The organism is Halobaculum sp. CBA1158, from assembly GCF_021431925.1.
In the GTDB taxonomy this organism is placed as follows: domain Archaea; phylum Halobacteriota; class Halobacteria; order Halobacteriales; family Haloferacaceae; genus Halobaculum.
In genome coordinates this window covers 33,674-58,268 of sequence record NZ_CP090372.1, presented here as the reverse complement: position 1 = coordinate 58,268, position 24,595 = coordinate 33,674, and the positions used below count along the sequence as shown (strand labels likewise).

Below are 24,595 nucleotides of genomic sequence, written 5' to 3'. Positions count from 1 at the left end.
CTGAGAGTGAGAGCCCTACTCCTGGCCGCCCTTCGCAACGTTCACGTCCGCGAACCGCACGTCGCGCTCGGTCACGTCGACCGACATCGCGCCCACGTCCTCGATCTCGGCGTCGATGGTGTCGCCGCCGTGGAGCTGGCTGACGCCCTCGGGCGTCCCTGTGGTGATCACGTCGCCGGCCTCGATCGTCGCGCCCAGCGAGGCGTACTGCACCACGTCCGCGCAGGTGTACACCATGTCCCCGGTGTTCTCCTGCTGGCGGGTCTCGCCGTTCAACTGCAGTTCCATCTCCAGGTCCTGCGGGTCGTCGATCTCGTCGGCCGTGACGACGCTCGGCCCGATGACGGTGAAGGTGTCGTACGACTTGCGGTTCGAGCGGTCCTGGTCGCCGCGCACGGAGATGTCGAGCAGGATCGTGTAGCCGAAGATGTGGTCCCACGCGTCCTCGGCGTCGACGTTCTTCACGTCGTCGCCCATCACGAACGCGAGTTCGATCTCGTGGTCGACGCGGCGGTCCGAGAACGGGAGCTCGACGCCGTCGTCCGCGCCGACGACGCTGGAGGGGGCCTTCAGGAAGTACCCCTTGTCCTTGATCGAGAACCACTCCTCGGTGGTGATGTCCTTGTCGGCGATCGCCTCCTCGATGTGGTTCTCGTAGTTGAGGGGCGCGGCGATCACCTTGCCCGGACGGTGGACGGGCGAGCCGAGCGTCACCTCCGAGCGGTCGTAGTCGGGCTCGGCGTCGGCGTACTCGCCGGCGTCATAGTCGCCGCGGATGTACGTCTGGAGCGGGTCGTGCGACTCGATGCCCAGCCGGTCAGTCAGGTCCACGATGCCGTCGTCGTCGGTCAGGAGGCCCAGTCGGTCCTCGTTGAAGCGAACGAACTTCACGCCTAGTGTTGCGCTCAAGAACGGTATAAATCGTCCCCTTCGGGAAGCGGAACGGGCGCGAGAAGCGGCCAAAAATACCGGCAAATCGATCCGGTGAGCGCCGCACTATGTCGACACAGCGTGAACGTGCGTGACGATGTCGCTTGACCTCTCCGCGGACACCGACTGGAGCCGACTGTACATCGACGGCGAGTGGCGCGAGGCCGAGGACGGTGAGACCATCGCCGTCGAGGACCCCTCGACGCGGGAGACGTTCACCCACGTGGCACGCGGCACCGAGGCGGACGTGGACGCCGCCTACGAGGCCGCAGCCGAGGCGCAAGAGGAGTGGGGGGAGGCTCCGCCCGCGCGACGCGAGGAAGTGATCAACTCGATGCTGGAACTGCTCGAGGAGCACGACGAGGAGATCATCGGGCTGCTCGCGAGCGAGGCCGGTGGTGTCCCGCCGGCGATGGGGGGCACCTCCGTCCATCTCGCGGCCGACCAGGCCGCGGAGGCGGCGACGATTCCCCGTCGGATGAAAGGCGAGCACGCGGTCTCCAACATCCCGGGCAAGGAGAACATCGTCCAGCGCGAGCCCAGCGGCGTCGTCACGGTCATCTCGCCGTGGAACTTCCCGCTGAACCTCTCGATGCGGGCGGTCGCGCCCGCCATCGCCGCCGGCAACTCGGTCGTCCTGAAGCCGGCGACGAACACGCCGGTCACGGGCGGGCTGGTGTTCGCGAAGCTGTTCGAGGCCGCGGGGCTACCCGAGGGCGTGCTGAACGTCGTCACGGGTCGCGGCTCCGAGATCGGCGACCGGGTCGCGAGCCACCCCGAGAGCAACGTCGTCGCGTTCACGGGGTCGACGCCCGTCGGCCGACGCGTCGCCTCGAAGGCCGCCGAGAACCTCGCGACGCCGGCGATGGAACTCGGCGGGAACAACGTCCACCTCGTCACGGAGGACGCAGACCTCGATCAGGCCATCGACGCCGCCGTCTTCGGCTCGTTCGTCCACCAGGGGCAGGTGTGCATCTCGATCAACCGCCACCTCGTCCAGGAGTCGGTGTACGACGAGTACGTCAAGCGACTCACCGAGCGCGCCGAGTCGCTGCCGGCGGGGTCGGCCCACGAGGAGGGCGTGATCGTCGGGCCGATCATCGACGAGTCCCAGCGCGACGAGATGTTGGAGTACGTCGACGAGACGCTCGACGCCGGCGCGACCCTCGAGACGGGCGGCCACACCGTCGACGTGGACGGCGTCGACGACTCGCTGGTCGTCGCGCCGACGGTCCTGTCGGACGTGACCAACGACATGTCCGCCGCCTGCTTCGAGCACTTCGGCCCCATCGCGCCGGTCATCCCGTTCTCGGACGTGGACGAGGCCGTCGAACTGGCCAACGACACCGAGTACGGCCTCTCCGGGTCTGTGCACGCAGGCGACGTGGGCGCGGGCAAGCGCATCGCCGACCGCCTCGACACGGGAATGGTCCACGTGAACGACCAGCCGATCAACGACGAGGCGCACGTGCCCTTCAGCGGCACTAACGCCTCCGGGATGGGCGGGTACAACACCGACGAGTTCCTCAACGAGGTCACCGAGACCAAGTGGATCTCGCTGCAGCACGAGCCGCGCGAGTACCCCTTCTGAGGAGGGCGTCGCAACGGCGGGGTACCCCGCCCGCTTCGGCAGCGAACGACTCTCAGGCCTCGGACTACCCTCAGGCGTCGGGCTACTCTCAGGTCTCGGGCTACTCTCCGGCCTCGGGGACGTTCTCCGCGTACGACGCGCCGACGCGGCCGCTCGCCTCCTCGACCGACAGCGTCATCCGGCGAACCTCGGTCATCGCCCCGTCGGTCCCGCTCGCGAACAGGCTCGGATGCCAGGCGTTGTCGTCGATGACGTCCTCCGCGTGGTCCACGTCCTCGGCCGCCGCGAGCGTTCCCCGTACCACGACGCTGGACCAGTCGAATCGGTCGTTGACGTCGAGGACCGTGAGGCTCGCTTGTTCGGTTTCGGCGGCGAAGTCGAGCTTCTCGCTGTCGTCGCCGAAGCGGATCAGGTACAGGAACACCCGGTCGCCGTCGTAGCCGAAGGAGACCGGGATCCCGTACGCCTCGCCGTCACGCGCCAGCGAGAGCGTCCCGTATCCGACCGTCCGTAACAGTTCGTCGATTCCCGCGTCGGTCAGTTCGCTCCCGTCGCTGCTGGGATCCTCGGTTGCCATGGACGACGGTTCGCCGCACGTCGGCAAAGGGCCGGCGCGTGGCTGTCAGATCCCGGGAGTCGGTCCCCGGATATATATACCGGGCGACGGGCCGCTACGCCTCGATGTCGAGTTGGGTCGCGACCCAGTGATCGCGCGCCTCCAACACGAGTTCCTCCTCGTCGTCGAAGACCGTGTGCTCGGCGACGAACTCGTCCCAGGTGCCGTCGGGCACCAACTCGAGTTCGGCGGCCGACTCGGCGTCGGACGGACTGGCCGCGACCAGGTCGTCGAAGGTGTCGAAGTCGGTGTGTTCGGCGACGAATCGGTCGTCGAACACGTCGGTCACGTCGATGTCCTCCGAGCGCGGGGCGTCGGCGGCGCGGGCGCGAAGCTCGTCCGCCGCTTCCGGACGCTCCTCGAGGTCGTCGTTTAACACCATATCCACACCTGGAGCCGTCCGGAGTTAAATCCTCACGATACCCGCAGGCGCGTCCGTCGGGGGCGCGGGACCCTCGGTGATGTGAGGTCCAAGTATCCGCTCCGATAACTGACGCCGAAGCTATACCACGGTCGGCCGGAATCGACCTGTACGATGTCGAAACCCGACACGCCGCCCTCCCCGACGGGAGGTGGGGAAACCGACGGGACGGATCCGGAGCCGAGAGCGAGCACGGGCGGGGCCGAGCAACTGGCGTCCGCGTATCTCGACCGTGCGTCGCCCGAGACCGAGGCGCGTCGGCACGAACTGGAGGCGACGTTCTGGCGCAACGCCTTCGACCAACTGGTCGAGCAACTGCCCGAGAGCGCGCTCGTCGTCGACGACGCCGGGACGATCACTCACTGGAACGGGGCGCACACGGAGATGACGGGGATCGCGGAGTCGGAGGCGGTCGGGTCGAACGCCCACGACCTGCTCGGAACGAAGGGGACCGACGAGACGCTCGCCGAGGAGGTGGCCCGCGAGAACGAGACGATCAGCGAGGACTCGATCCGCGAGATCGATCACATCGACAAGGCGTTGCAGGTGTACGCCGTCCCGCTTCGAGACCCCGACGGCGACGCCGTCGGGGCGTTCTCCATCGCCGCCGACGTGACCGACCACGTCGAGCGCCGCAAGCGACTCGAGGAGCTGGGGACCCGCGTCAGCGAGGACGTACTCGGGCGCACCGCGGAACTCGAGGAGGCGGTCGAGAACGTCGCGGAGTTCACCGACGACGCCGACGAGTTCGCGCGCGAGCAGATCGACCGCCTGCGAGACATTTCCGGGGAGATGAGCGACCAGAGCGCGACGATCGAGGAGATCGCCGCCAGCGCCGAGGAGGTCGAGCGCGCGAGCGAACGCGCGGACGACCTCGTCGCCGACGGCGACGACGCCGCCGGCGAGGCCGCCGACGCGATGGAGCGCGTCGACGACTCCACGGAGGAGATGCGTCAGGCCGTCGAGTCGCTGACCGAGCACGCGGGGGAGATCGGCGACGTGATCGACCTGATCGACTCCATCGCCGACCAGACGAACATGCTCGCGCTCAACGCGTCGATCGAGGCCGCGCGGGCGGGCGAGGCGGGGTCCGGATTCGCCGTCGTCGCCGACGAGGTGAAGGAACTCGCCGAGGAGAGCCAGGAGCACGCCGAGCGCGTCGAACGCCTCGTCGAGGAGGTCCAGACCCGGAGCCGCGAGGTCGACGACCTCCTGGCCGACACGACCGACGACGTCGAGGCGGCCGCCGACCGCGTCGCCAGCGTCGACGGCGTGTTCGACGACATCGCCGAGGCCGTCTCGGAGACGGCCGAGGGTTCCTCGCAGGTCGCCGCCGCCACGGACGACCAGGCGCGTTCGACCCAGGAGGTCGCCGGAATGGTCGAGGACGCCGTCGCCGAGATCGAGACGCTGGAGGACCGGCTTCGGACGGTCGCCGAGTCCGCCGAGGCGGGTCGCGAGCGCGTGCGCGAGGTCGAGGCGAGCGTCGCCGATCTCGACACCTACTGACCCGACACCGGAACCGATCTCGTCGGTCGATATATCAGATCAAACGAGTAGTATTAAATCGAATACGTTGCCAGCAATTGACGATTGATTCCAACTGGCCCGACGGGACGGTACTCCCCGACCCGAGCGCGTCACGGTTCACGGCTACGGGAACGATCCGACTCGATACCGGCTGTGCGGTCGGTCCGCTGCTTCGGGGAGTCGACAGAGACTCGACATCGCTGACATCGTTCGAGTGGGTATTCGTGACTCTCGATCGCTCCTGCTCGGAGCGGCGTCCACGGGTTAGGGGCGCGTTCAGTCCCGAATCGACGCGCTCGAACGCGACAGTTGCGAGGGTCCGAGACACCTCGGAGGTCATGGAATTTCATGGCGATCAGAAGTAACTGTTCTTGTACATTTGAAAATAACCATACGAAATATGTTAAATCGGAGTTGCGGGTTCGGATCGCGTCAGTTCGGTCGCGACGGCGACGCCGATCCCACCGGGGACGCGAGACCGGAGACGCCGGCGCGGGGGCGGACGGTGTGGGAGTTTATTGCTCGGGGTGCGCGAGGAACGCGTATGTCCGACGGGGGCGAATCGATGACGCCCGATCCGACGCGGAGCAAGGTGGGGCGGCTGATCGACGAGTACGAGATGACCGGCGCGGGTGCGGAACTGGAAGACCGGTGGCTCGGGCGGGGACGGGAGTCGCAGAGCCTGCGCACGCTGGCGGAGTGGTTCAACGAGCGACTGCTGTCGGCGCGGCTCGACCGCGCCGGCGACCCGCCGCTCGAGGGCGAGGCCGCGAACCTCTACCGGCTGCTGACCGACGAGAACGTGGGGGCCGGCGCGCGCGTCGACGCCGAGTCGACGCTGGAGCGCGCCGGGATCGATCCCGAGGGCCTCCGCTCGGAGTTCGTCTCCCATCAGGCGATCCACACCTACCTCCGGGAGTACCGCGGCGCGTCGAAGGAACGCACCCCGGGCGACCGGCGCGAGCAGGTGCGAACGACCGTCCAGCGGCTTCGAGGACGACTCGTCGCCGTCGCCGAGAACGGGCTGGAATCGCTGGCGGAAGCGGGGGCGATCGCGCTGGGTGAGTTCGACGTGATCGTGGAGGTGCGGGTGTTCTGTGAGGACTGCGGGACCGCGACGCCGGTGACGGAACTGCTCTCCGACGGCGGGTGTGAGTGCGGTCTCGACGGCGAGTAGGCCACCGATCGAGAGAGACGCGGCGCTTAACTACACCCGGGCCGACGCTTGGATAATGAGCTCTCAGCGGTCGATGGCCGACACCGTCCGCGTGCACGTCCGGAACGTCGGCGGGATCGACGAGACCACCGTGACGTTCGAGGACGGCGTCACGGTGCTTGCCGGCCGGAACGCCACGAACCGAACCTCGTTCCTCCGCGCGATGATGGCGGCGCTGGGGAGCGACGCCGCGTCGCTGAAGGGCGACGCCGAGGAGGGTCACGTCGAGCTATCGATCGGCGACGACCGGTACACTCGCAGGCTGTTGCGTCGCGGCGACGCCGTGGCGTTCGACGGCGACCCCTATCTCGCGGACAGCGAGACTGCCGACCTGTTCGCGTTCCTCCTGGAGGACAACGCCGCCAGGCGCGCGGTCCGCCGAGGCGACGACCTCCGGGAGATCATCATGCGACCGGTCGACACCGCGTCGATCCACGAGGAGATCGCAGACCTCGAGGCCGAGAAGCGACGGCTCGACGACCGCCTCGACGAGCTGTCGGGGCTCCGGACGCGCCTGCCGGAGTTAGAGCGCGAGCGGAGCCGCCTGGAGTCGGAGATCGAGGAGACGGCCGAGCGGCTCGAGGAGAAAGAGTCACGCATCGAGGAGATCGACGCCTCGGTCGAGGAGGCGTCCGAACGCGACGACGCGCTCGACGAGCGGCTCTCGGAGCTGGGCGAGGTGCGCTCGGACCTCGAGGAGGTCCGATACGACATCGACGCCGAGATCCGCGGGATCGAGGCGCTCGAGGAGGAACGCGACGAACTGGTCGAGCGCGCCGACGAGCTCGATCCCGTCGACGACGACGAGGAGGCGCGCGTCGAGTCGGAGCTCGCCGACCTCCGACGCGAGCGCGAGCGGGTGCAGTCGGTCGTCTCGGAGCTGCAGACCGTCATCGGGTACAACGAGGAGATGCTCTCGGGCACCGGGAGCGCGGTCGCGGAGGCGCTGCGCGAGGCCGGCCACGCCGACGGCGACCACGGCGGCCACGCCGACGGCGACGATCCGACCGACCGCCTCGTCGCGGGCGACGACGGCGACGAGTCGGTCGTCTGCTGGACCTGCGGGACGTCGGTCGACCGCGAGTCGATCGTCGACACCCTCGATCGGCTCCGGTCCGTGCGGAGCGAGCGTCGCGAGCGACTGCGCGAGATCGACGACCGCGTCGACGACCTCGAGGACGAACTCGATCGCCTCGACGCCGAACGCGACGCGCACGAGGAGGTCGAGCGGGAACTCGAACGCGTCGAACGCGAGCGCGAGCGACGCGAAAAGCGCCGCGAGGAGCTCCGGGAACGCCGCGAGGAGCTCGAGACCCGGATCGAGGAGCTCGAGACCCGGATCGAGGAACTGGAACGCGAGGACCGCGGCGAACTGCTCGAGCGTCACCGGGAGGCCAACGAGTTGGAGTTCGAGCTCGGACGGTTGGAGGAGGAGTTGTGCGACGTGGACGACGAGATCGACGAGATCGAAGACGAGTTGGCCGAGGAGTCGGAGACGGAGGCCGAGCGCGAGCGCGTCGCCGAGGAGCTCCGGGAGCGGCGGACCCGTATCGAACGCGTCGAGACCGACGCCATCGATCGGTTCAACGAGCACATGGACGACGTGCTCGACATCCTCGAGTACGACAACCTCGACCGGATCTGGATCGAACGGCTGGCCGACGGCGACGGACCTGAGGGTCGGTTCGAGCTCCACGTGGTCCGCACGACTGACGACGGCCGCTCCTACGAGGACGTGGTCGACCACCTCTCGGAGAGCGAGCGTGAGGTGACCGGGATCGTGTTCGCGCTCGCCGGGTATCTGGTCCACGAGGTGTACGAGACGGTCCCGATGCTCCTGCTGGACTCGTTGGAGGCGATCGACTCTGAGCGCATCGCGGCGCTCGTCGAGTACATCGCTGGGTTCGCCGAGTACCCGGTCGTCGCGCTGTTACCCGAGGACGAGCGCGCGCTCGACGACGATCACGAACGTGTCACCGAGATCTGAGCAGATCGTCAATCCCCCGAATGAGACCTGAGAGTATAGAAAACCGGCGATAGGAGCCAGATTCGACGACCGCCGGACACCGTGTCAGCCCGTCGAGTTGATCCGATACTGTTTTATTTCGGCTACGTCCGCTTGTGGCAAGCGAGCGACGACTCATGAATGCCCATCCCGATCGGATCGCCGTCCTCTGCGCAGTTGCCGACCGAGGGTGCGCGACTGCGGCGGTCGAACGAGCGTCGGCCGACGACGATCGGATCGCCGTCACCGCCGCGTCCGGTTCTGACGAGGCGCTGGCGGCGCTGGCAGAGCGGGCGTTCGACTGCGTCGTCGCGACGCCGGAGCTGTCTGATGGGGCCGGGATCGAACTGCTGTCGTCGATCCGATCGGCGGGACACGAGGTCCCGTTCGTGCTGGTCGCCTCGGAGACGGAATCGGGAGTCGCCGCCGAGGCCGCGGCCGCCGGCGTCGACGGATACGTTCCGACGGAGTCGATCGATGAGGACGCGTCGGCGCTGACCGACCGCGTCCACGACCTGGGCGCGTCCCACCGCACGGGGCGCGAGGCCGACCGGGCCGACCGCGTCGACGCGGGACTGTCCGCGGCGGCGGGACGGCTCGTCGCCGCGGAGACGGCCGAGGAGGTGGAACGGACGGTGTGTTCTGCCATGGCCGTCGACGGGCCGTACGAACGCGCGTGGGTGGCGGTCGCCGACGGCGACGGGGTTCGGCCGACGGTCACGAGCGACGCGGTCGCCGGAGCCGCGGAGGAGCCGATCGGCGACGGCGGGGCCGCGGACGACGACGACGGACTCGCGGACAGCGACCCGGTCGCCGACGGCGACGCGGACACGGGCGACGCAGAGGCGGGCAACGCCGAGGCAGGCGACGCAGAGGCGGCGATCCGACAGGCGATCGACGGCGACGACGTGTGCGTCCTGTCCGATCTCGCGGAGCGGTCGGGGGTCCGTGAGGGGCCCTCCGCGGGGCTCGTCGGCGACGACGACGCGGTCGTCGCCGTGCCGATCGGGGGACCGGGGGTCGAACCCCGTGCGCTGGTGGTGGCCGACTGTGGACGCGACGCCGTCGGCGACGGCGAGCTGGCCGCGCTGGCGCGCGTCGGAGAGACGGCGACAGAGGCGCTTCGAACCGCGGAGACGCGGACCCGTCTGACCGACCGAAACCGCCAACTCGCCGTCGAGCGGGACCGCTTCGAGGCGGCGTTCGAGGCGATCCCCTACCCCGTCGCGCACGTCGAGATCGACTCGACCGGTGAGAACCTCGTGAATGCGGTCAACTCGGCGTTCGCCCGCGTGTTCGACTGCGACCGGACGGCGGTTCAGGGGACGCCGATCAACGACCTGATCGTCCCACAGGGGAGCGAGGAGGCCGCCCGCACGATCGACCGACAGGTCGCAGACGGCGAACTCGTGGAGGCAGAACTCGAGCGACTCGCGGCCGACGGTCCCCGGACGTTCCTGTTTCGAGGGCGCGATTTCGCCGTCGGCGACGGACGACGCGAGGCGATCGGGGTGTACGTCGACATCAGCGACCGCGAGCGTCGCGCGCGGGAACTCGAGCGGTACGAACGCGTCATCGAGGCCGCCGGCGACCCCGTGTACACGCTCGACGCCGACGGCCGGTTCACGTACGTCAACGCCCAGCTCGGGAGGCTGACGGGGTACGACCCGTCCGAGTTGGTGGGCGAGCACATCGCGACGATCACCTCCGACTCCGACGTGGAGCGCGGGCGGGAGTTGATCCGGGAGCTGCTCGCCAACCCCGAGCGGAACCGCGGCACGCTCCACATGGCCGTCGAGACGCGCGACGGTGAGTCGATCCCGACCGACATCCACGTCGCGTTGCTCCCGTTCGAGGAGGAGTTCGTGGGGACGGTCGGCGTCATCCGCGACGTGTCGGCGCGCGTGGAGCGCGAGCGACAGCTCGAACGACAGAACGAGCGGCTGGAGGCGTTCTCGGGGATCGTCGGCCACGACCTCCGGAACCCGCTGACCGTCGCCCAGGGCCACCTCGACCTCGCGCGGACGGACGAGGACCCGACGGCCTCGTTGGACGCCGTCGACCGGGCGCTGACGCGGATGGAGGGGCTCATCGACGACCTCCTCACGCTCGCCAGGGAGGGGCAGGGCGTCTCGGATGTCGACGTCGTTGACCTCACCGATATCGTCGAGGACTGTCGTCCGGTGGCGAGTGCGCTCGGCTGTCGGCTGGTCTCGAGTGCCGACCGACGGCTGTACGCGGACCGGAGTCGCCTCCAGCAGCTCGTCGAGAACCTCCTCCGAAACGCCGTCGAACACGGCGGCGAGGACGTGACCGTCCGGATCGGCGACACCGAGACCGGCTTCTTCGTCGCCGACGACGGCCCGGGGATCGAGCCCGACGAGCGCGAGCGCGTGTTCGAGATGGGCTACTCGACGTCCGGGGACGGCACCGGACTCGGGCTCAGCATCGTGGAGACCGTCGTCGACGCCCACGGCTGGTCGATCGCGGTGACGGAGTCCGCCGGCGGCGGAGCGCGGTTCGATATCTCCGGCGTCGAGCGCCCGGCCGACGAGTGAACGGCCGCCCCGGCCGATCGGCGGCCCGGATATCGACGGCCCCGACCGATCGGCGTCCGAGCCGTCGCCGGCGCGAACCGGTCGGTCACGAGGCGCTTACCGCGGGCGCGACGCGCCGGTCACCCACGTAGGCCGGGAGTTACAATGGACCCGCCGGTCGCTGCGAGAAACGATGAGAATCGATCGACCGGCGACGACTGGCCCGCGATGAGGGTGCTCACCGTCGTCGGCGCACGCCCCCAGTTCGTGAAGGCGTTTCCCGTCTCGCGAGCGCTCGGAGGCGACCACGAGGAGGTACTCGTCCACACCGGCCAGCACTACGACGACCTGCTGAGCGACGTGTTCTTCCGGGAACTCGCGATCCCCGAGCCGGACCACCACCTCGGAGTCGGGTCGGACGGCCACGCCGCCCAGACGGCGGCGATGATGATCGAACTCGACCCCCTCGTGGCGTCGCACTCGCCGGACGTGGTGATCGTGTACGGCGACACGAACTCGACGCTCGCGGGGGCGCTCGTGGCCGCCAAGCGCGACGTTGACCTCGCGCACGTCGAGGCGGGACTGCGAAGCTTCGATCGGGAGATGCCCGAGGAGGTCAACCGGGTCGCGACCGACGCCGTCTCCGACGTGCTGTTCGCCCCGAGCGAGCGGGCGCGCGAACACCTGGCGGCCGAAAACGTCGCCGGCGACGTGCACGTCGCGGGCGACGTGACCTACGACGCGCTCAAGACGGTTCACGCCCGCGCGCTGGAGGCGTCGACTGCGGTCTCGGATCTGGGGCTCGCGGACGGCGGGTACGTGCTCGCGACGGTCCACCGCGCGGCGAACACGGACGACCCCGATCGACTCCGGTCGGTGCTGTCGGGGCTCGCGGACGCGCCACAGCGAGTGGTCCTCCCCGCACACCCGCGGACGACGGCGGCCCTGGAGCGCGCCGGGATCGACGCCGACGCGCTCGAGGGAGTTCGGCTCGTCGATCCGGTCGGCTACCTGGATTTCGTCCGGCTGATCGACGGTGCCGAGCGCGTCGCCACCGACTCCGGCGGCGTCCAGAAGGAGGCGTTCTACCTCGACACCCCGTGCGTCACCCTCCGAGACCACACCGAGTGGGTGGAGACCGTCGACGCCGGCTGGAACGTGCTCGTGGGAGCCGACCGGGCGGCGATCGCCGAGGCACTCGCAGAGCCGTTCGACGGCACGGATCGCCCGGAGCCGTACGGCGACGGCGACGCGGCGAGGCGGATCGTCGAGGCGCTCGCCGGGCGAGGCTGATCGGCTGTCCTCCAGTGGAACCCGGTTCCCGCTCGAAGGGCCACCTTTCCCGCGGAAATCCGGCGTTACGTCGATCGGGAGGTCGCGAAACGAGACGGTTACTATGCCTCCCCGGGCGGCAGTTCCGGTCGGGCGTGGCCGCCGCCGCGGCGACGGGGGGTCGTCGACGGCGACGGGGCGACAGCGGCCGAGACGGGATCATGTATCGGGGAAAATCTATCGCAGTCGTCGTGCCCGCGTACAACGAGGAGGGGTTCGTCGGCGACGTGATCGACGGGATCCCGGGATTCGTCGACAGACTGTACGTCGTCGACGACCGCTCGACCGACGGGACGTGGGCGGAGGTGCGTCGCCACGTCCGGCGCGCGAACGACCGTCGCGGGTCTCGAGAGACGGAGAACGCTGAGCCGACCGCGCCCGCGACCGCCGGGGCGACGGCGACCGGACGGACAAATTCGACGGCGGTCGGAGAGGCCGACTCGCCCGCCGACGGACGGGCGAACGAGGAGCACGCGGACGGCGGAGGTGCGGGCGTCGGATCCCGGGAGAGCAACGGGACCGGCGTTCCCGACGGCGGGGACGGGGCCGACCGGTGGGCACACGCGGTCCGCCACGGGGCGAACCGCGGCGTCGGCGCGGCGATCAAGACGGGCTACCGGCTGGCCGCGCGCGACGGCGTCGACGTGACGGCGGTGATGAACGGCGACGGCCAGATGGACCCGGCGATCCTCGACCGGATCGTCCACCCCGTGGCGACGGGCGCGGCCGACTACGCGAAGGGCGACAGGCTCCTGGATCGCGACCACCGCGCCGGCATGACCTCGTGGCGCTTCCTCGGCAACGCGGCGCTCAGCCTCTTGACCAAGGTCGCGAGCGGCTACTGGCAGGTCCAGGACTCACAGAACGGGTACACCGCGATCTCCGCGGACGCGATCGCGACCCTCGACCTCGACGCGGTGTACGACGACTACGGGTTCCTCAACGACGTGCTCGTTCACCTGAACGCCCACTCCATGACCGTCGCCGACGTACGGATGCAAGCGGTGTACCGCGACGAGGAGAGCAGCATCGGCTACGCCGAGTTCATCCCGCGGGTGTCGCGGCTGCTCCTCGGTCGGTTCCTCTGGCGGCTCCGGACGAAGTACGTCGTCCGCGAGTTCCACCCGCTCGTGTTCCTGTACCCGATCGGCGTCGCCGGCGGCGTCGCCAGCGCGGCGCTGTTCGCGTGGGTCGTCGTCGCGGTCGCGACCGCGGCCGCACCCGCCACCGCGACGGTGACGGTCGCCGGCGTCGCCTGCGCGGTCGGACTGGTCGCCGCCTGGTTCGTCGTGGCCGCGATGGTCTGCGACGCCGTCCACAACGAACGCCTCCAGCGTCGCGAACTCCGGTGAGGTCGTCGGTAGGGGGTCCCAGTCGAGCGGGGACCGGACCGTAGCAGCGTCATAACAATGCGCCGATCGACGGACTCCCGATCGAATGCTCGACTCGGCGGTAGCGCGACGCCTCCTCGGCGTCGCGAGCCCCTCGTGCGATTCCGTCGCCGGCGGCGAACGGGGCTCCGCGAGTTCTGCCGCCGCCTCGATCGACGACGCGCGCGACGGGGACGGAGACGACGACGCGACCGATGAAAGCGACGCGAACGGCGCGGGTGACGACGCCGCGGTCTCCGACACCCGCGACTCGGCCGACCGGTTACGGGTCCTGAGCCTGTCGGCGAACCCGAGGGCGAACTTCTACCGGCAGCAGGTGACGGCGCTGACCGACCACGGCGTGACGTGTACGACCATCGGCCCGCCGCCGTACAGCAGCGGCTCCGACCGGTCGCCGGTGGCGTACCTCCGCGTGTGGGCCGCCACGGTCCGCGAGGCGGTCGACGGGTACGACGTCGTGCACGCCAACTACGGGACCGTGACCCCGCTGGCGATCGCCCAGCCCACTCGGCCGGTAGTGGTGACGCTGTGGGGCTCAGACGTGATGGCCGACGGGGCGATCGCGTCGGTCAGCAAGCGCGTCGCGTGTCTGAGCGACGCAGTCGTCGCGCCGTCGCGCCGGCTCGCCCGCGAGCTCCCCTGCGAGAGCCACGTCGTCGAGTTCGACGTGGACACGGAGCTGTTCCGCCCGATCCCCCGGAACGACGCCCGCCGACTGCTCGGGTGGGATCCAGACGAGCGAGTGGTGTTGTTCCCGTACGACAGCCGGCCCGTGAAGGACCTCCCGCTGGCACGCCGCGTCGTCGACCGGCTGCCGGTCGAGGCGCGGCTTCGGCGCGTCTCGGGCGTCGACTACGAGTCGATGCCGCTGTACTACAACGCATGCGACGCGCTGTTGATCACCTCCCGCCGCGAGGCTGGACCGATGACCGTCAAGGAGGCCGCCGCCTGCAACACGCCCGTCGTCTCGACCGACGTCGGCTTCGCCGCGGACCTACTCGACGGCGTCCGCAACTCTCACGTCGTCACCGGCGAGGCCGCCCTCGCCGACCGGTTGGCGGCCGTGCTCTGCGACGGCCACCAGGCCGACGGCCGCGAGCGGATCCGTAGCCGGAACGACATGGGACAGCGACTCCGCGACGTGTACGAGTCCGTGCTGTAGCCGCGACGACGTGTCGGTGCTTGACGGAAGGCGTCGCGAGCGCGGTCGCCGGCTGCGCGTCGGCTGCATCGCCAGCGCGATTCGCGAGGGCGTCGCCAGCGCGGTCGCCGCCGGCGTCGCATCCGAGCCGGTCTCGAAGTCGCGGCCTCAACGGTCCCGACTGCATCGACGCCGAGCGCGACGAGATCCGTCGCTCACCGATTCGGGTCCACACGCGTCTGCAGCCACAGCTCCAGGCCGGCGACGGCGGCGACGGGGATCAGGTTCCGGTCCTCCCCCACGTCCGCGCGCAGGTCCGCCAGGGCCGCCGCGTCGAGAAACGGCCGCCCGGCCGCGTCCGCGATCAGGCCGTCGATGAACGACCGGACGATCGGTTCGGTCCGGTATCGGCCCAGGTAGCCGTCGGGGGTCGCGCCGGAGTCGAACGGCGAGATCCGACCCGCGCCGGCACCGATCACGTGCGCCCAGAGCGGTCGCGACGGGGCGACGCCGGTTCGCTCGTACGGGATCGACGCGAGGTCGGGCGCGAGCCGACGGACCGTCGCGAGCTTCATCGGCGACACGGCGAACGGGACGCGCCCCTCGGTGAACGGGACCGTGTCGACCCGGTAGCGGTCGGGCATCGACAGCACGTGTTCGAGGAACCGCCCGTCGGCGACCGTCCGGGTGCCGACGCGAGTCCGCAGGGGAATCGTGCTTCGGGCGTGGAGACACGCGTACAGCCGGCGCATCGACTCCGCCGAACGCCGCGCGGGGTCGGACTCCGGCGAGGCGTCGACGACCGCCGCGATCGACTCGCGCGGGTCGACGCCCTCGGCGACGATCGCGGCGACGCGGTCGGCCGACAGGAGCGAGCGCTTGCGGAACAGCGTCTCGACGGCCGGCACGCCCCGCCGGGTGTAGCGGGCGAACACGTCCTCGCCGAGGAAGGTTCCGCCCTCCATCACCACCTCGGCGGCGTCCGCGAGGCCGTCGACCGCGAACGGGAGCGCCGGGACGTACGCCCACGAGGACATGGCGTCGACGGCGTCGACGCTCCGGCGGACTCCCTCGACGAACGCCTCCCCCGAGCCGCTTCCGACCGGGACCTCCGCGATCGGCGCGCGCACCGCGTCGGCGACGCGCCGAGCGTTGGCGCGGTTGCCGCCCTCGCCGGTCGCGTACGTCAGCGCGTCGAACTCCCGGCCCGCCTCCCGGAGCGCCGCGGCCGTGACGCGGCTGTCGATCCCGCCCGAGAGGAACAGGGAGAGGTCGTCCGCAACCGTCCGCGACAGGTCGCCGATCGCCGTCCCGTGCCGGCGGACCCACTCGTCGACGTACGAGCAGTCGTCGAGGGCCGCGGCGAGTCCGGGGACCTCGGCGATCGCGCCGGCGACCCTGCCGGTCGGGGCGGCGTCCGCGCCGGCGTCCTGATCCGGGTCGTCGATCGACGGCGTCCAGTACCGCGTCGCGGTCGCCTCGTCCGCCTCGTAGGCGAGGTACGTCGCCGGCGGGAGCGCGGCGATCCCGTCGAGCACGGTCCGCTCGCCGAGCACGGCCCCGTACGCCAGGAGGTTCCCCACCGCGCGGGCGTCGACGGTCGGGTCCGGAAGCGTCGTCACCAGCGGCGAGAGCCCCGAGGCGAACGCCAGCCCCCGAGAGGTCGCGTAGTAGCAGGGCCGACTCCCGGCCTTGTCGGTCGCGATCACTACCCGTCCGTCGGCGGCGTCGACCGCCGCGAGCGCGAACGGCCCCTCCAGTCCGCGGAGCGTCTCTCCCGGGTCGGCGAGCACGCGCTCGAACAGCGCCTCCGGCGAGAGGTCACGGCCGCGATCGTTCGATATCACGCCGTACAGGACCCCGAGGCGGTCGCCGTCGCCGTGGATCAGGTCGCTCGCGGGGTCGCGGTCGGCGTGCTCGACGAGTCCGACGGCCGCGTCGCCGGCTGCGCGACGGCGCGTGTCGTACCGGCCGTCCGTCAGCAGCGACGCCGATAGCAACGACTCCGGCAGCGACGCCGCGATAGGACCGGCGTCGACGCCGCCCGCGAAGCCGGTCATCGGCCCCGCCGAGCGTCGCCGCCGCGTCGACGGTGTCGGCTCATCGGTCACACCCCGACCACATCGACGGACGCGCGAGCGACCCCCCGGGGGCTGTGGTGCCGAGGTACGCCTCCTCGGGAGTGGTGACGCAGGCGTCCGGGGGGTCGGTCCGAGGTTCCGAACCGACCGAGGAGTCGATCCAGACTCGGTCGGGCTGGCCGACCGGTCCGGTGTACGCGCCGCTGCGGTAATCGATGTACGACGCCTGAACGATCCGACGGTCCTCGACCGCCAGCGCGCGGGCGTCCGTCCGTCTGCGTCCGGTCTGAGCCGACACGTGAACGTCCTCGAGGATCACGGGGCCGTGCCACGCCCACACCCCGCGGAAGATGTTCGTCGAGTACGCCGGGTTGCTCGGGACCCTCCCGCGCTCGGTCAGCGTCACGACGCAGTCGCGGACGTGCGTGTCCTGGAAGTGGCCGCCGGTCCGGATGCTGTGGCTGTAACAGTTCTCGAAGTAGCAGCCCTCGAAGTGAGTGGTCCCCTCGTTTCGGACCCGTTCGCTCGAGCTGTTCGCGCCGTAGACCCCGCCCTGATAGAAGTACGACCGGCGGATCCAGAGGTCGTCGTCGACCGAGCCGAAGCAATGGACGTGCGAGTTCCCCTGCTGGTCGCCGACGCCCGCGCCGAGCCAGAGGTCGGTGAGGTTCCCCTCGGAGCCGCTCTCGACGCCCGGCCGGATCGTGCTGCCGATCGACTCTGACGGGACGCACTTCTCGGAGAGCCACGCGAGGTGGTGGACGTGCCAGTCGGAGCCGTACGGCCACAGCGTCATCCACACGCTGTCGTCGCTCCCGTTTTGCGGCTCGAACGCCATGTGGCTGAACTCGTAGTTCGAGCCGGCCAAAGCGAGCTCGTGGCCGTAGGACTCGTAGGTTCGAATCACCGAGCCGTTTCCGTGGACCGTGAAGTCGTCGGCGTCGATCGACACGTCGCCCCGGAGGTCGTAGGTGCCCTGCGGCAACACGAGTGTCTCCCCGTCGGAGACGTCCGACAGCAGCGGCGCGACGTCGTCGCCGTCCTCGATATCGACCGTCGGAGCGAGCCCGTCGACGGCCGCGCCGACCGTGCCCGCGACGACGGCCGCGCCGACGGCTCCCCCGGCGATCCGGAGGTACGACCGGCGGCTCACTTCCGGGGCTGTGTCGGTCGAGGCTGCGCTGTCGTCCGCGTCAGCGTCGTCCGAGATCGCGCGGTCGCCCGCGTCAGCGTCGTCCGCGTCAGCGCCGCTCGCGGGCCGGTCGGCGTCGGTCATCCCCCGCGGGCGACGTGCGCCGATGGGGCGGGAGAGACCGACTGTTCCGGAACGCGCCCGGCCGCCGAGCGTCCCGAGTCCAATGCGGCTCCAGAACCCGACGCTAGTTTCGAAGCGGACGTTGGCACCCGGTCCGGTGAGGTGCACGCTGAGCGCGTTCGAACGAGGGGAATCACGGAGAACCGTCCGGATGGGTCGGACCTTGTTATGCGTCAGCTACACGGCTCACGGACGAGCGAGCGGGCGACATCGAAGATCGGCGACCGAACCGGGGACCGGCGACCGAACCGAGGACCGGCGACCGACTCGCCGCGACTACTGATCCGCCGATCCGAGCCGCGCGGTCGCCGCGCCGTCGACGTTCAGCGAGAGGATGGCCCCGCTGTATCGGTAGGTGTCGAGGTCGTTGCCGATGGTACCGGTGACCGTGGATCCCTCGATGGCGTCCTCGGCCTCCAAGTCGTCGCGGTCGGCGTGAGGCTGGACCTCGCCGGACACCTCGAACGTGTACGTCGCCGGACCGTCTACCCTCGTACCGTCAATGACGATCCGCTTGGGAAGGGTGTCGTCGCCGGACTCGTCGGATCCGTCGTCCGTCAGCGACGTCGGATCGACCTGCTCGCCGTCCAGCAGGACCTCCGCCTCGCCCTGCGCGAACGCGAACGACGTGACCGAGCCGGTGAACTGGAAGGTGTCGGTGTGGTCCGGGTCCGTCACCCACCCGGACGCGCTGCTCCCGTCGACGGAGTCCCACTGTTCGAGGTCGCCGCCGCCCGATAGCTCTCCGTCCACCGTGAACTCGTAGTTCGTGGCCGTTCCCGTGCCGCGCACCGCGAGCGTGTGGTCGTGCTCGGACTCCCCGAACGAGGCGGGGTCCACCTGCTCGCCGTCCAGCAGGACCTCCGCCTCGCCCTGCGCGAACGCGAACGACGCGACCGAGCCGGTGAACCGGAAGGTGTCGACGTGCCCCTGCTCGGTCACCCACCCCGACGCGCTGCTGCCCTCGATCGAGTCCCACTGCTCGAGGTCGCCGCCGCCCGCGAGGTCGCCGTCGACGGCGAACTCGTAGTTGGTCGCGGTTCCGGTGCCGCGGACCTCCAGCGTGTGGTCGTACTCGGCGGTCCCGCCGTCGGTGTCTCCGTCCGTGTCGTCGCCCGTCCGTCCTGATCCCTGGTCGGCCGGAACGTACGCCTCCTCGGCGCTGGTGACGCAGTCGTCTGGGGGGTCGGTCCGCGGGTCCGAGTCGACCGAGGAGTCCACCTGCACCTTGTCGGGGTGCTGGATCGCGCCGGTGTACGCGCCGCTGCGGTAGTCGATGTACGACTCCTGGACGATCTGCCGGTCCTCGACGGCCAGCGCCCGGTCGGCCGCCCCGTTGATGTGGACGTTCTCGAGGATCACCGGGCCGTGCCACGCCCACACCCCGCGGAAGTAGCTGTCCGAGTAGGACGGCTTGCTCGGCACGTCGTCGCGGTCCGAGAGGTTCATCACGCAGTCGCGAATGTAGGTGTCCTGGTAGTGGCCGCCCGTCCGCGCGCAGGTGTTGTAACAGTTCTCGAAGTAGCACCCTTCGAAGTGGGTGGTTCCCTCGTTCCGGACCTGTTCGCTCGAGCTGTTCGCGCCGTAGACCCCGCCCTGGTAGAAGTACGACCGACGGATCCAGAGGTCGTCGTCGACCGAGCCGAAGCAATGGACGTGCGAGTTCCCCTGCTGGTCGCCGACGCCCGCGCCGAGCCAGATGTCGGTGAGGTTCCCCTCGGAACCGCTCTCGACGCCTGGTCGGATCGTGCTACCGAGGTCGTCCGAAGAGACGCGCTTCTCGGAGAGCCACGCGAGGTGGTGAACGTGCCAGTCGGAGCCGTACGGCCACAGGGTCATCCAGACGCTGTCGTCGTTCCCGTTTTGCGGCTCGAACGCCATGTGACTGAACTCGTAGTTCGAACCGTCCAGTCGGAGGTCGTGCCCGTAGGACTCGTAGGTGCGGATCACCGAGCCGTTTCCGTGGACCGTGAAGTCGTCGGCGTCGATCGACACGTCGCCGCGGAGGTCGTAGGTACCCTGGGGCAACACGAGCGTCTCCCCGTCGGAGACGTTCGACAGCAGCGGTGCGATGTCGTCGCCCCCGGAGAGGTCCACGGTCGGCTCCGCCGCGTTCGACCGGCCGGCGAACGCGCTCGCGCCCAGCGCCGATCCCATCGCGACCCCTGCGAGTTGAATGCACGACCGCCTGGTAACGCGGGAACTACCGTCGGTAGCCTCGTCTTTCTCCTGATGGCGTTTGGCCATACCCGAGAGGAAGGCGTTGCCTACAAGGGCGTTCGTACGCGTTCGGATCTCCTTACTCGTTAGTAGCCTACCAGTTGCGACGGGTTGGGGCCGATTGGATGCAGGACCCCGTCCATCCCCGTCAATCGGCTTTCACGTACGGAGGGATTACCGGGGAGGGATCGGCGGCGCGCGCTCGGCGGCGACGCGAGTAAGAGTGGAATAGATCGCTGGAGACGTGGGTAGGACTGAATTATATCTCGAATGATGTGAATAGGAGGGCGGGAGGAGCGACGGCGATCCGGATCGACACGGGTGCCGACCGCGTCGCGAGCGCGGTCGCGTGCGTCGCCGGCGACGAGCGCCGGTAGGCCCGTCGTACGAGCGCGGACGCGGGGGGTAACAATGACCGACCGGGCCGAGGCGACACCGGATGGACCTCACGGCGCGGATCGTCCGCGGGGTGAAGGTCACGCTCCTCGCGACGACGGTCTCACAGCTCGCGCGCGGCGCGATGCTGCTGTTGCTCACGCGCGTGCTGCTCGATCCGGGCGGGTACGGGCTGTTGTACTTCGCGCTCTCGGTGCTGATGCTGGTCGAGGTGTTCTCCAGTATTCCGAAGTCGGGGGCGCGGTACGTGACGGCCTACCTGGAGACCGACGAGGGACTCGTACCGCACGTGATCCGGCTGACGGTCGGCTACCTGCTCGTCGCGACCGTCGCGTTCGGGGCGGCGCTGGCGCTGTTCGACGACCCGATCGCCGCGCTGTTGGGCGCGCCCGCGCTGCCGCCGCTGTTGACCGCGGGCGCGGGCTACGTCGTGTTCTCGGCGCTGTACACGTTCTGTCACGTGACGTTTCAGGCGCTCGACCGCCTGGAGCTGAGCGCGGTCGTCTCCGTGACCGAGAGCGTGCTTCGGCTGGCGTTCGTCGTCGCGTTCGTCCTCCTGGGACTGGACGTGCTGGGCGCGCTCCTGGGGTACGTGGCAAGCTACGCCGTCGCCGCGACCGTCGGCGGCTGGCTCCTGTACGTCCGCTACTACCGCGACGCTCCCGAGTCGTCGTCGCCCGACCCCGGGCTGGGCCGACGCATCCTCTCGTACAGCGCGCCGATCACCGGGATCAACGCCGCGACCGTGATCGACGCGCGGTCGACGACGCTGCTCGTGGGCGTGTTCGTCAACCCGACGGCCGTCGGCTTCTACACGCTCGCGCGCCAGTTGGTCCAGTTCAGCGTCGTCCCCGCCTCCGCGCTGGGGTTCGTGATCTCGCCGCAGTTGGGCGGCCGGCGCGCCGACGGCGACGACGCGGTCGCCGCGGCGATCTACGAGCGATCGCTGACGTACGTGCTGGCGCTGTTCGTTCCCGCCGGCGTCGGCCTCGCGCTCGTGGCGCGACCGCTCGTCGTCCACGTGTTCGGCTCCGGCTACGCCGGGGCGATCCCCCTGCTCCAGGTGTTCGGCCCGTTCGTGCTCGTGCGGGCCGTGACCTCGATCACCAACAACAGCCTCGACTACCTCGGCGAGGCGCACGACCGGGCGCGGTCGGAGGTCACGCTCGCGGCCGCCAACGTCGGACTGAACCTCGTGTTGATCCCGACGTTGGGCGTGCTCGGGGCGGCGATCGCGACGGTCGTCTCGAAGAGCACCTACACGGCTTTGAACGTCTACTTCCTGCACCGCGCGCTGCGGTTCGACGTCCGGTCGGTGGCGCGGACGGGCGTCGTCGTCGTCGGCATCTCAGCCGCGATGGCCGCGGTGGTCGTGCTCCTGCGACCGCTGATCGCCGGGGTCGCCTCCCTCGCGTCGGTCGTCGCGTGCGCGGTCGCGGTGTGGTTCGTCCTCGCGGTCGCCAGCGGCGTCCTCGACGTGTCGAGACTCCGGGCGGCGCTGTGACCCGCGATCGGTCCGACCACGCGAGCGAACAGCAGAGGGCGTAATCCGGGCTTACGCGCACTCGCCGGCGTGACCGGATCCTCGGACGCGCCGAAGGCGTGTGCTTACTAAGGCCGGCGGCCGCGGACCGGCACTCGAATGCGACTCGTCGACATCGAGCGTTCGGCGGCGCTGCCGGCGGTGGCCGCCGCGCTCGCCGGACTCGCCGCGACGGCGCTGTCGCTGTCCGTCGCGAACCCGTACCCGCGGGTGATCGGCCCGCTGGTGCTCGCGGGCGTGCTCGGCTGGGTCGTCCTCCGTCGCCGGAGGCCGGAGCCGATCGTCCCGTCGTTCGATGCCGACGCCGACGCCGCGACCGCGCTGGTCGCGATCGCGGCGCTGTGTGCGGTCGCCGCGACGGCGGTGCTGTACGCCTCGGCGGGATACCGGCGAACGATCCCGGTGCACGTCGGACTCGTCGTCCTGCTCGTGTCCGCGCTGGTCCTCGCGCTGCTGGTCGAGGGGACGGCGCTACGGATCGGGATTCTCCTCGGCGTCGGCGTCTTCCACCGCGCGACCGTCTACTACGCCAGCGCGCTCCAGATCGGCAACGACGCCGTGTGGCACACCCGGATCGCCGGCGACGTGGTCGCGGCGGGATCGCTGGAGCCGCTGGCGACCGCCGGGTCGAAGTACTGGTTCATGCCGCTGCACCACCTCCAGATCGCCGCCGTCTCCGCGGTCGGCGAGGTCTCCCCGCGCCACGCGACGTTCCTCGGCGTGACCGTTCCCCTCGTCGTCGTGCCGGTCGCGACCGCGTACGCGATCGCCGCCGGGGCGGGTCGTCCGCGCGTCGGCGTCGTCGCCGGATGGCTCTACCTCGCCGCCGACAGGGCGATCGGGCAGTCCGTGCACGCGATACCGACCTCGACCGGGGTGGCGTTCGCCGGCGTCGCCGTGCTGGGCGTGCTGGGAGCGGTCGCGAGCGAGGACGACCGCCCGTGGCTCGCCGTCGTGCTCGCGGCGCTTGCGGCGCTGTGGCTCACGCACCCGGTCGCGCTGTTCGTGACGGGTGTGCTCGCGGTGTCGGTCGGTGGCGGCTACGCGCTGTGGGCGGGCCGCGGGGGCCGGACCGTCGCCGCCGTTGCCGGGGCGACGACGCTCGCCGGGATCTCCCAGGCCGCCGTCGTCGGATATCAGGGCCCCGGTAGCTCGGACACGATCCTCGACCGCGTCGCCGCCGCGGTCGCACTCGCCGTCGCCGACATCGGCGCTGGCGGCGAGACGACCGCGCCCCCGGCGACGGAGGCGTTCGTCCCCACCGGGTCGGCCAGCCTCTCGGTGCTGCAGGTCGTCGGCGTGGGTGCCCTGTTCGGACTCGGCGTCGTCGGCGCGCTGGTGTGGCTGTCGACGGCGCGAGAGCGCACCCGACCGCTCGTGGGAGGGCTCGGCGTCGCCGCGGCCGCGACGGCCGCCGGCGTGTTCGTCCCGCCGGCGCTCGGGGTCGGGTTCCTGTTCCCCTACCGGTGGTTCGCGTACCTGTACCTCCCGCTGTCCGTGCTCGGAGGAGCGGGGCTCGTCGCCGTCGCGGGCGCGGTATCGAGCGCGGTGGCGAGTGCGGATTCCCGGGCGGGCGCAGGTTCCGGGTCGGACGCGGGATCCGGGGTAAGAGGGACACGCGACGGCCGAAGTCACGACGGTGGCCGCCGAGGGCCGTTCGGAACGGGGACCGCCAGTCGAGGTCTCGGTCCCAGACACGCGGCGGCAGCGCTCGTCGTGCTCGTGGTCGTGGCCGCTCCGTACGCGGCCGCGATGTCGTGGAACGCCGCGGGGTCGCTCGACGACCCGGTGCTCGACGACTCGCCGACGGCCCAGCGCCTCGGCGTGACGACGACCGAGGCGGCCGCCTACGAGTTCGTCGCCGACAACGGGAACGGCGTGACCGCCGTCGCCGACCGGATCGCGGCGAACCACCTCGAACGCGGGGCCGAGTACCCGACGGCCACCTACGCCATCGCGTTCGACTCCCGGGAGCCGACCGTCGACGGGGAGCGACTGCTCGTCGACCGGGCGTACGCTCACACCGATCACGCCTCCTTCTACGTCCGCTACGGCGGACGGTGGCACGCCGTATACGGTCCCCTGCCGGTGGATCGGGAGACGCTCGACCGCGAGCACGGCGTCGTGTTCGTGGCCGGCGACGACCGGGTCGTCTACGCCGCCGGCGACGAGTGAAGTGACGCGTGGGTCCGACGGCGACGCGGGAGGCTACGAACGGGACGCCGACGCGGGAGACTACGAACGGGACGCCGACGCGTGCTCCGGCGACGACGTCCGCCGGTAGGGCCGACCAACTGCGCCCCAAGATCGCGAAAGCCGTCCGTTACAAA

16 protein-coding genes are annotated in these 24,595 nt (G+C 70.3%); 10 read left to right on the top strand and 6 right to left on the bottom strand.

Going from position 1 to position 24,595, the window contains the following annotated elements; all coding sequences use genetic code 11:
* Nucleotides 1-15 precede the first annotated feature (15 nt).
* The gene (locus Hbl1158_RS15175; RefSeq protein WP_234299717.1) at nucleotides 16-891 is read right to left on the bottom strand and encodes a fumarylacetoacetate hydrolase family protein; all 876 of its coding nucleotides are present in this window, start codon (nucleotides 889-891) and stop codon (nucleotides 16-18) included.
* A gap of 136 nt (nucleotides 892-1,027) precedes the next feature.
* Between Hbl1158_RS15175 and Hbl1158_RS15170 the strand changes: the two genes are divergently transcribed.
* Entirely contained in the window at nucleotides 1,028-2,521 is a 1,494-nt protein-coding gene (locus Hbl1158_RS15170) for an aldehyde dehydrogenase family protein (RefSeq protein ID WP_234299716.1), read from the top strand.
* 100 nt (nucleotides 2,522-2,621) lie between these two features.
* Here Hbl1158_RS15170 and Hbl1158_RS15165 read toward each other — a convergent pair whose 3' ends face one another.
* Together Hbl1158_RS15165 and Hbl1158_RS15160 are read right to left on the bottom strand one after the other, a co-directional pair.
* Nucleotides 2,622-3,098, bottom strand: coding sequence for a pyridoxamine 5'-phosphate oxidase family protein (locus tag Hbl1158_RS15165; RefSeq protein ID WP_234299715.1), 477 nt, complete (start codon nucleotides 3,096-3,098; stop codon nucleotides 2,622-2,624).
* Between the two features lie 94 nt (nucleotides 3,099-3,192).
* Nucleotides 3,193-3,519: a hypothetical protein gene (locus Hbl1158_RS15160; protein ID WP_234299714.1), complete on the bottom strand. Its 327-nt coding sequence runs from the start codon at nucleotides 3,517-3,519 to the stop codon at nucleotides 3,193-3,195.
* Nucleotides 3,520-3,672: 153 nt separating this feature from the next.
* Here Hbl1158_RS15160 and Hbl1158_RS15155 point away from each other — a divergent pair, with 153 nt between their 5' ends.
* The 7 genes from Hbl1158_RS15155 (at nucleotide 3,673) to Hbl1158_RS15125 (ending at nucleotide 14,731) form a co-directional block, all read left to right on the top strand.
* Entirely contained in the window at nucleotides 3,673-5,067 is a 1,395-nt protein-coding gene (locus tag Hbl1158_RS15155; protein ID WP_234299713.1) for a methyl-accepting chemotaxis protein, read from the top strand.
* 565 nt (nucleotides 5,068-5,632) lie between these two features.
* Nucleotides 5,633-6,265 (top strand): rod-determining factor RdfA, encoded by a 633-nt coding sequence (rdfA, locus tag Hbl1158_RS15150; protein WP_234299712.1) that lies wholly within the window; start codon nucleotides 5,633-5,635, stop codon nucleotides 6,263-6,265.
* Nucleotides 6,266-6,320: 55 nt separating this feature from the next.
* The gene (locus tag Hbl1158_RS15145; RefSeq protein WP_234299711.1) at nucleotides 6,321-8,291 is read left to right on the top strand and encodes an archaea-specific SMC-related protein; all 1,971 of its coding nucleotides are present in this window, start codon (nucleotides 6,321-6,323) and stop codon (nucleotides 8,289-8,291) included.
* A gap of 155 nt (nucleotides 8,292-8,446) precedes the next feature.
* The gene (locus Hbl1158_RS15140; RefSeq protein ID WP_234299710.1) at nucleotides 8,447-10,867 is read left to right on the top strand and encodes a PAS domain S-box protein; all 2,421 of its coding nucleotides are present in this window, start codon (nucleotides 8,447-8,449) and stop codon (nucleotides 10,865-10,867) included.
* A 207-nt stretch (nucleotides 10,868-11,074) separates the two neighbouring features.
* A complete protein-coding gene (wecB, locus tag Hbl1158_RS15135) occupies nucleotides 11,075-12,139 on the top strand; it encodes a UDP-N-acetylglucosamine 2-epimerase (non-hydrolyzing) (RefSeq protein ID WP_234299709.1) in 1,065 nt (354 codons plus the stop codon).
* Between the two features lie 200 nt (nucleotides 12,140-12,339).
* Nucleotides 12,340-13,530, top strand: a complete 1,191-nt coding sequence (locus Hbl1158_RS15130; protein WP_234299708.1) for a glycosyltransferase family 2 protein — start codon at nucleotides 12,340-12,342, stop codon at nucleotides 13,528-13,530.
* Between the two features lie 85 nt (nucleotides 13,531-13,615).
* Nucleotides 13,616-14,731: a glycosyltransferase gene (locus tag Hbl1158_RS15125; protein ID WP_234299707.1), complete on the top strand. Its 1,116-nt coding sequence runs from the start codon at nucleotides 13,616-13,618 to the stop codon at nucleotides 14,729-14,731.
* A 194-nt stretch (nucleotides 14,732-14,925) separates the two neighbouring features.
* Here Hbl1158_RS15125 and Hbl1158_RS15120 read toward each other — a convergent pair whose 3' ends face one another.
* The 3 genes from Hbl1158_RS15120 to Hbl1158_RS15110 form a co-directional block, all read right to left on the bottom strand.
* The gene (locus Hbl1158_RS15120) at nucleotides 14,926-16,770 is read right to left on the bottom strand and encodes a hypothetical protein (protein WP_234299706.1); all 1,845 of its coding nucleotides are present in this window, start codon (nucleotides 16,768-16,770) and stop codon (nucleotides 14,926-14,928) included.
* 40 nt (nucleotides 16,771-16,810) lie between these two features.
* The gene (locus tag Hbl1158_RS15115) at nucleotides 16,811-18,067 is read right to left on the bottom strand and encodes a hypothetical protein (RefSeq protein WP_234299705.1); all 1,257 of its coding nucleotides are present in this window, start codon (nucleotides 18,065-18,067) and stop codon (nucleotides 16,811-16,813) included.
* A 315-nt stretch (nucleotides 18,068-18,382) separates the two neighbouring features.
* Nucleotides 18,383-20,353 (bottom strand): hypothetical protein, encoded by a 1,971-nt coding sequence (locus Hbl1158_RS15110; RefSeq protein WP_234299704.1) that lies wholly within the window; start codon nucleotides 20,351-20,353, stop codon nucleotides 18,383-18,385.
* A 412-nt stretch (nucleotides 20,354-20,765) separates the two neighbouring features.
* On the opposite strand from Hbl1158_RS15110, the gene Hbl1158_RS15105 reads away from it, so the two are divergent.
* A complete protein-coding gene (locus tag Hbl1158_RS15105; RefSeq protein ID WP_234299703.1) occupies nucleotides 20,766-22,226 on the top strand; it encodes a flippase in 1,461 nt (486 codons plus the stop codon).
* Nucleotides 22,227-22,364: 138 nt separating this feature from the next.
* Nucleotides 22,365-24,440, top strand: coding sequence for a hypothetical protein (locus Hbl1158_RS15100; RefSeq protein WP_234299702.1), 2,076 nt, complete (start codon nucleotides 22,365-22,367; stop codon nucleotides 24,438-24,440).
* The last annotated feature ends 155 nt before the right edge of the window (nucleotides 24,441-24,595 follow it).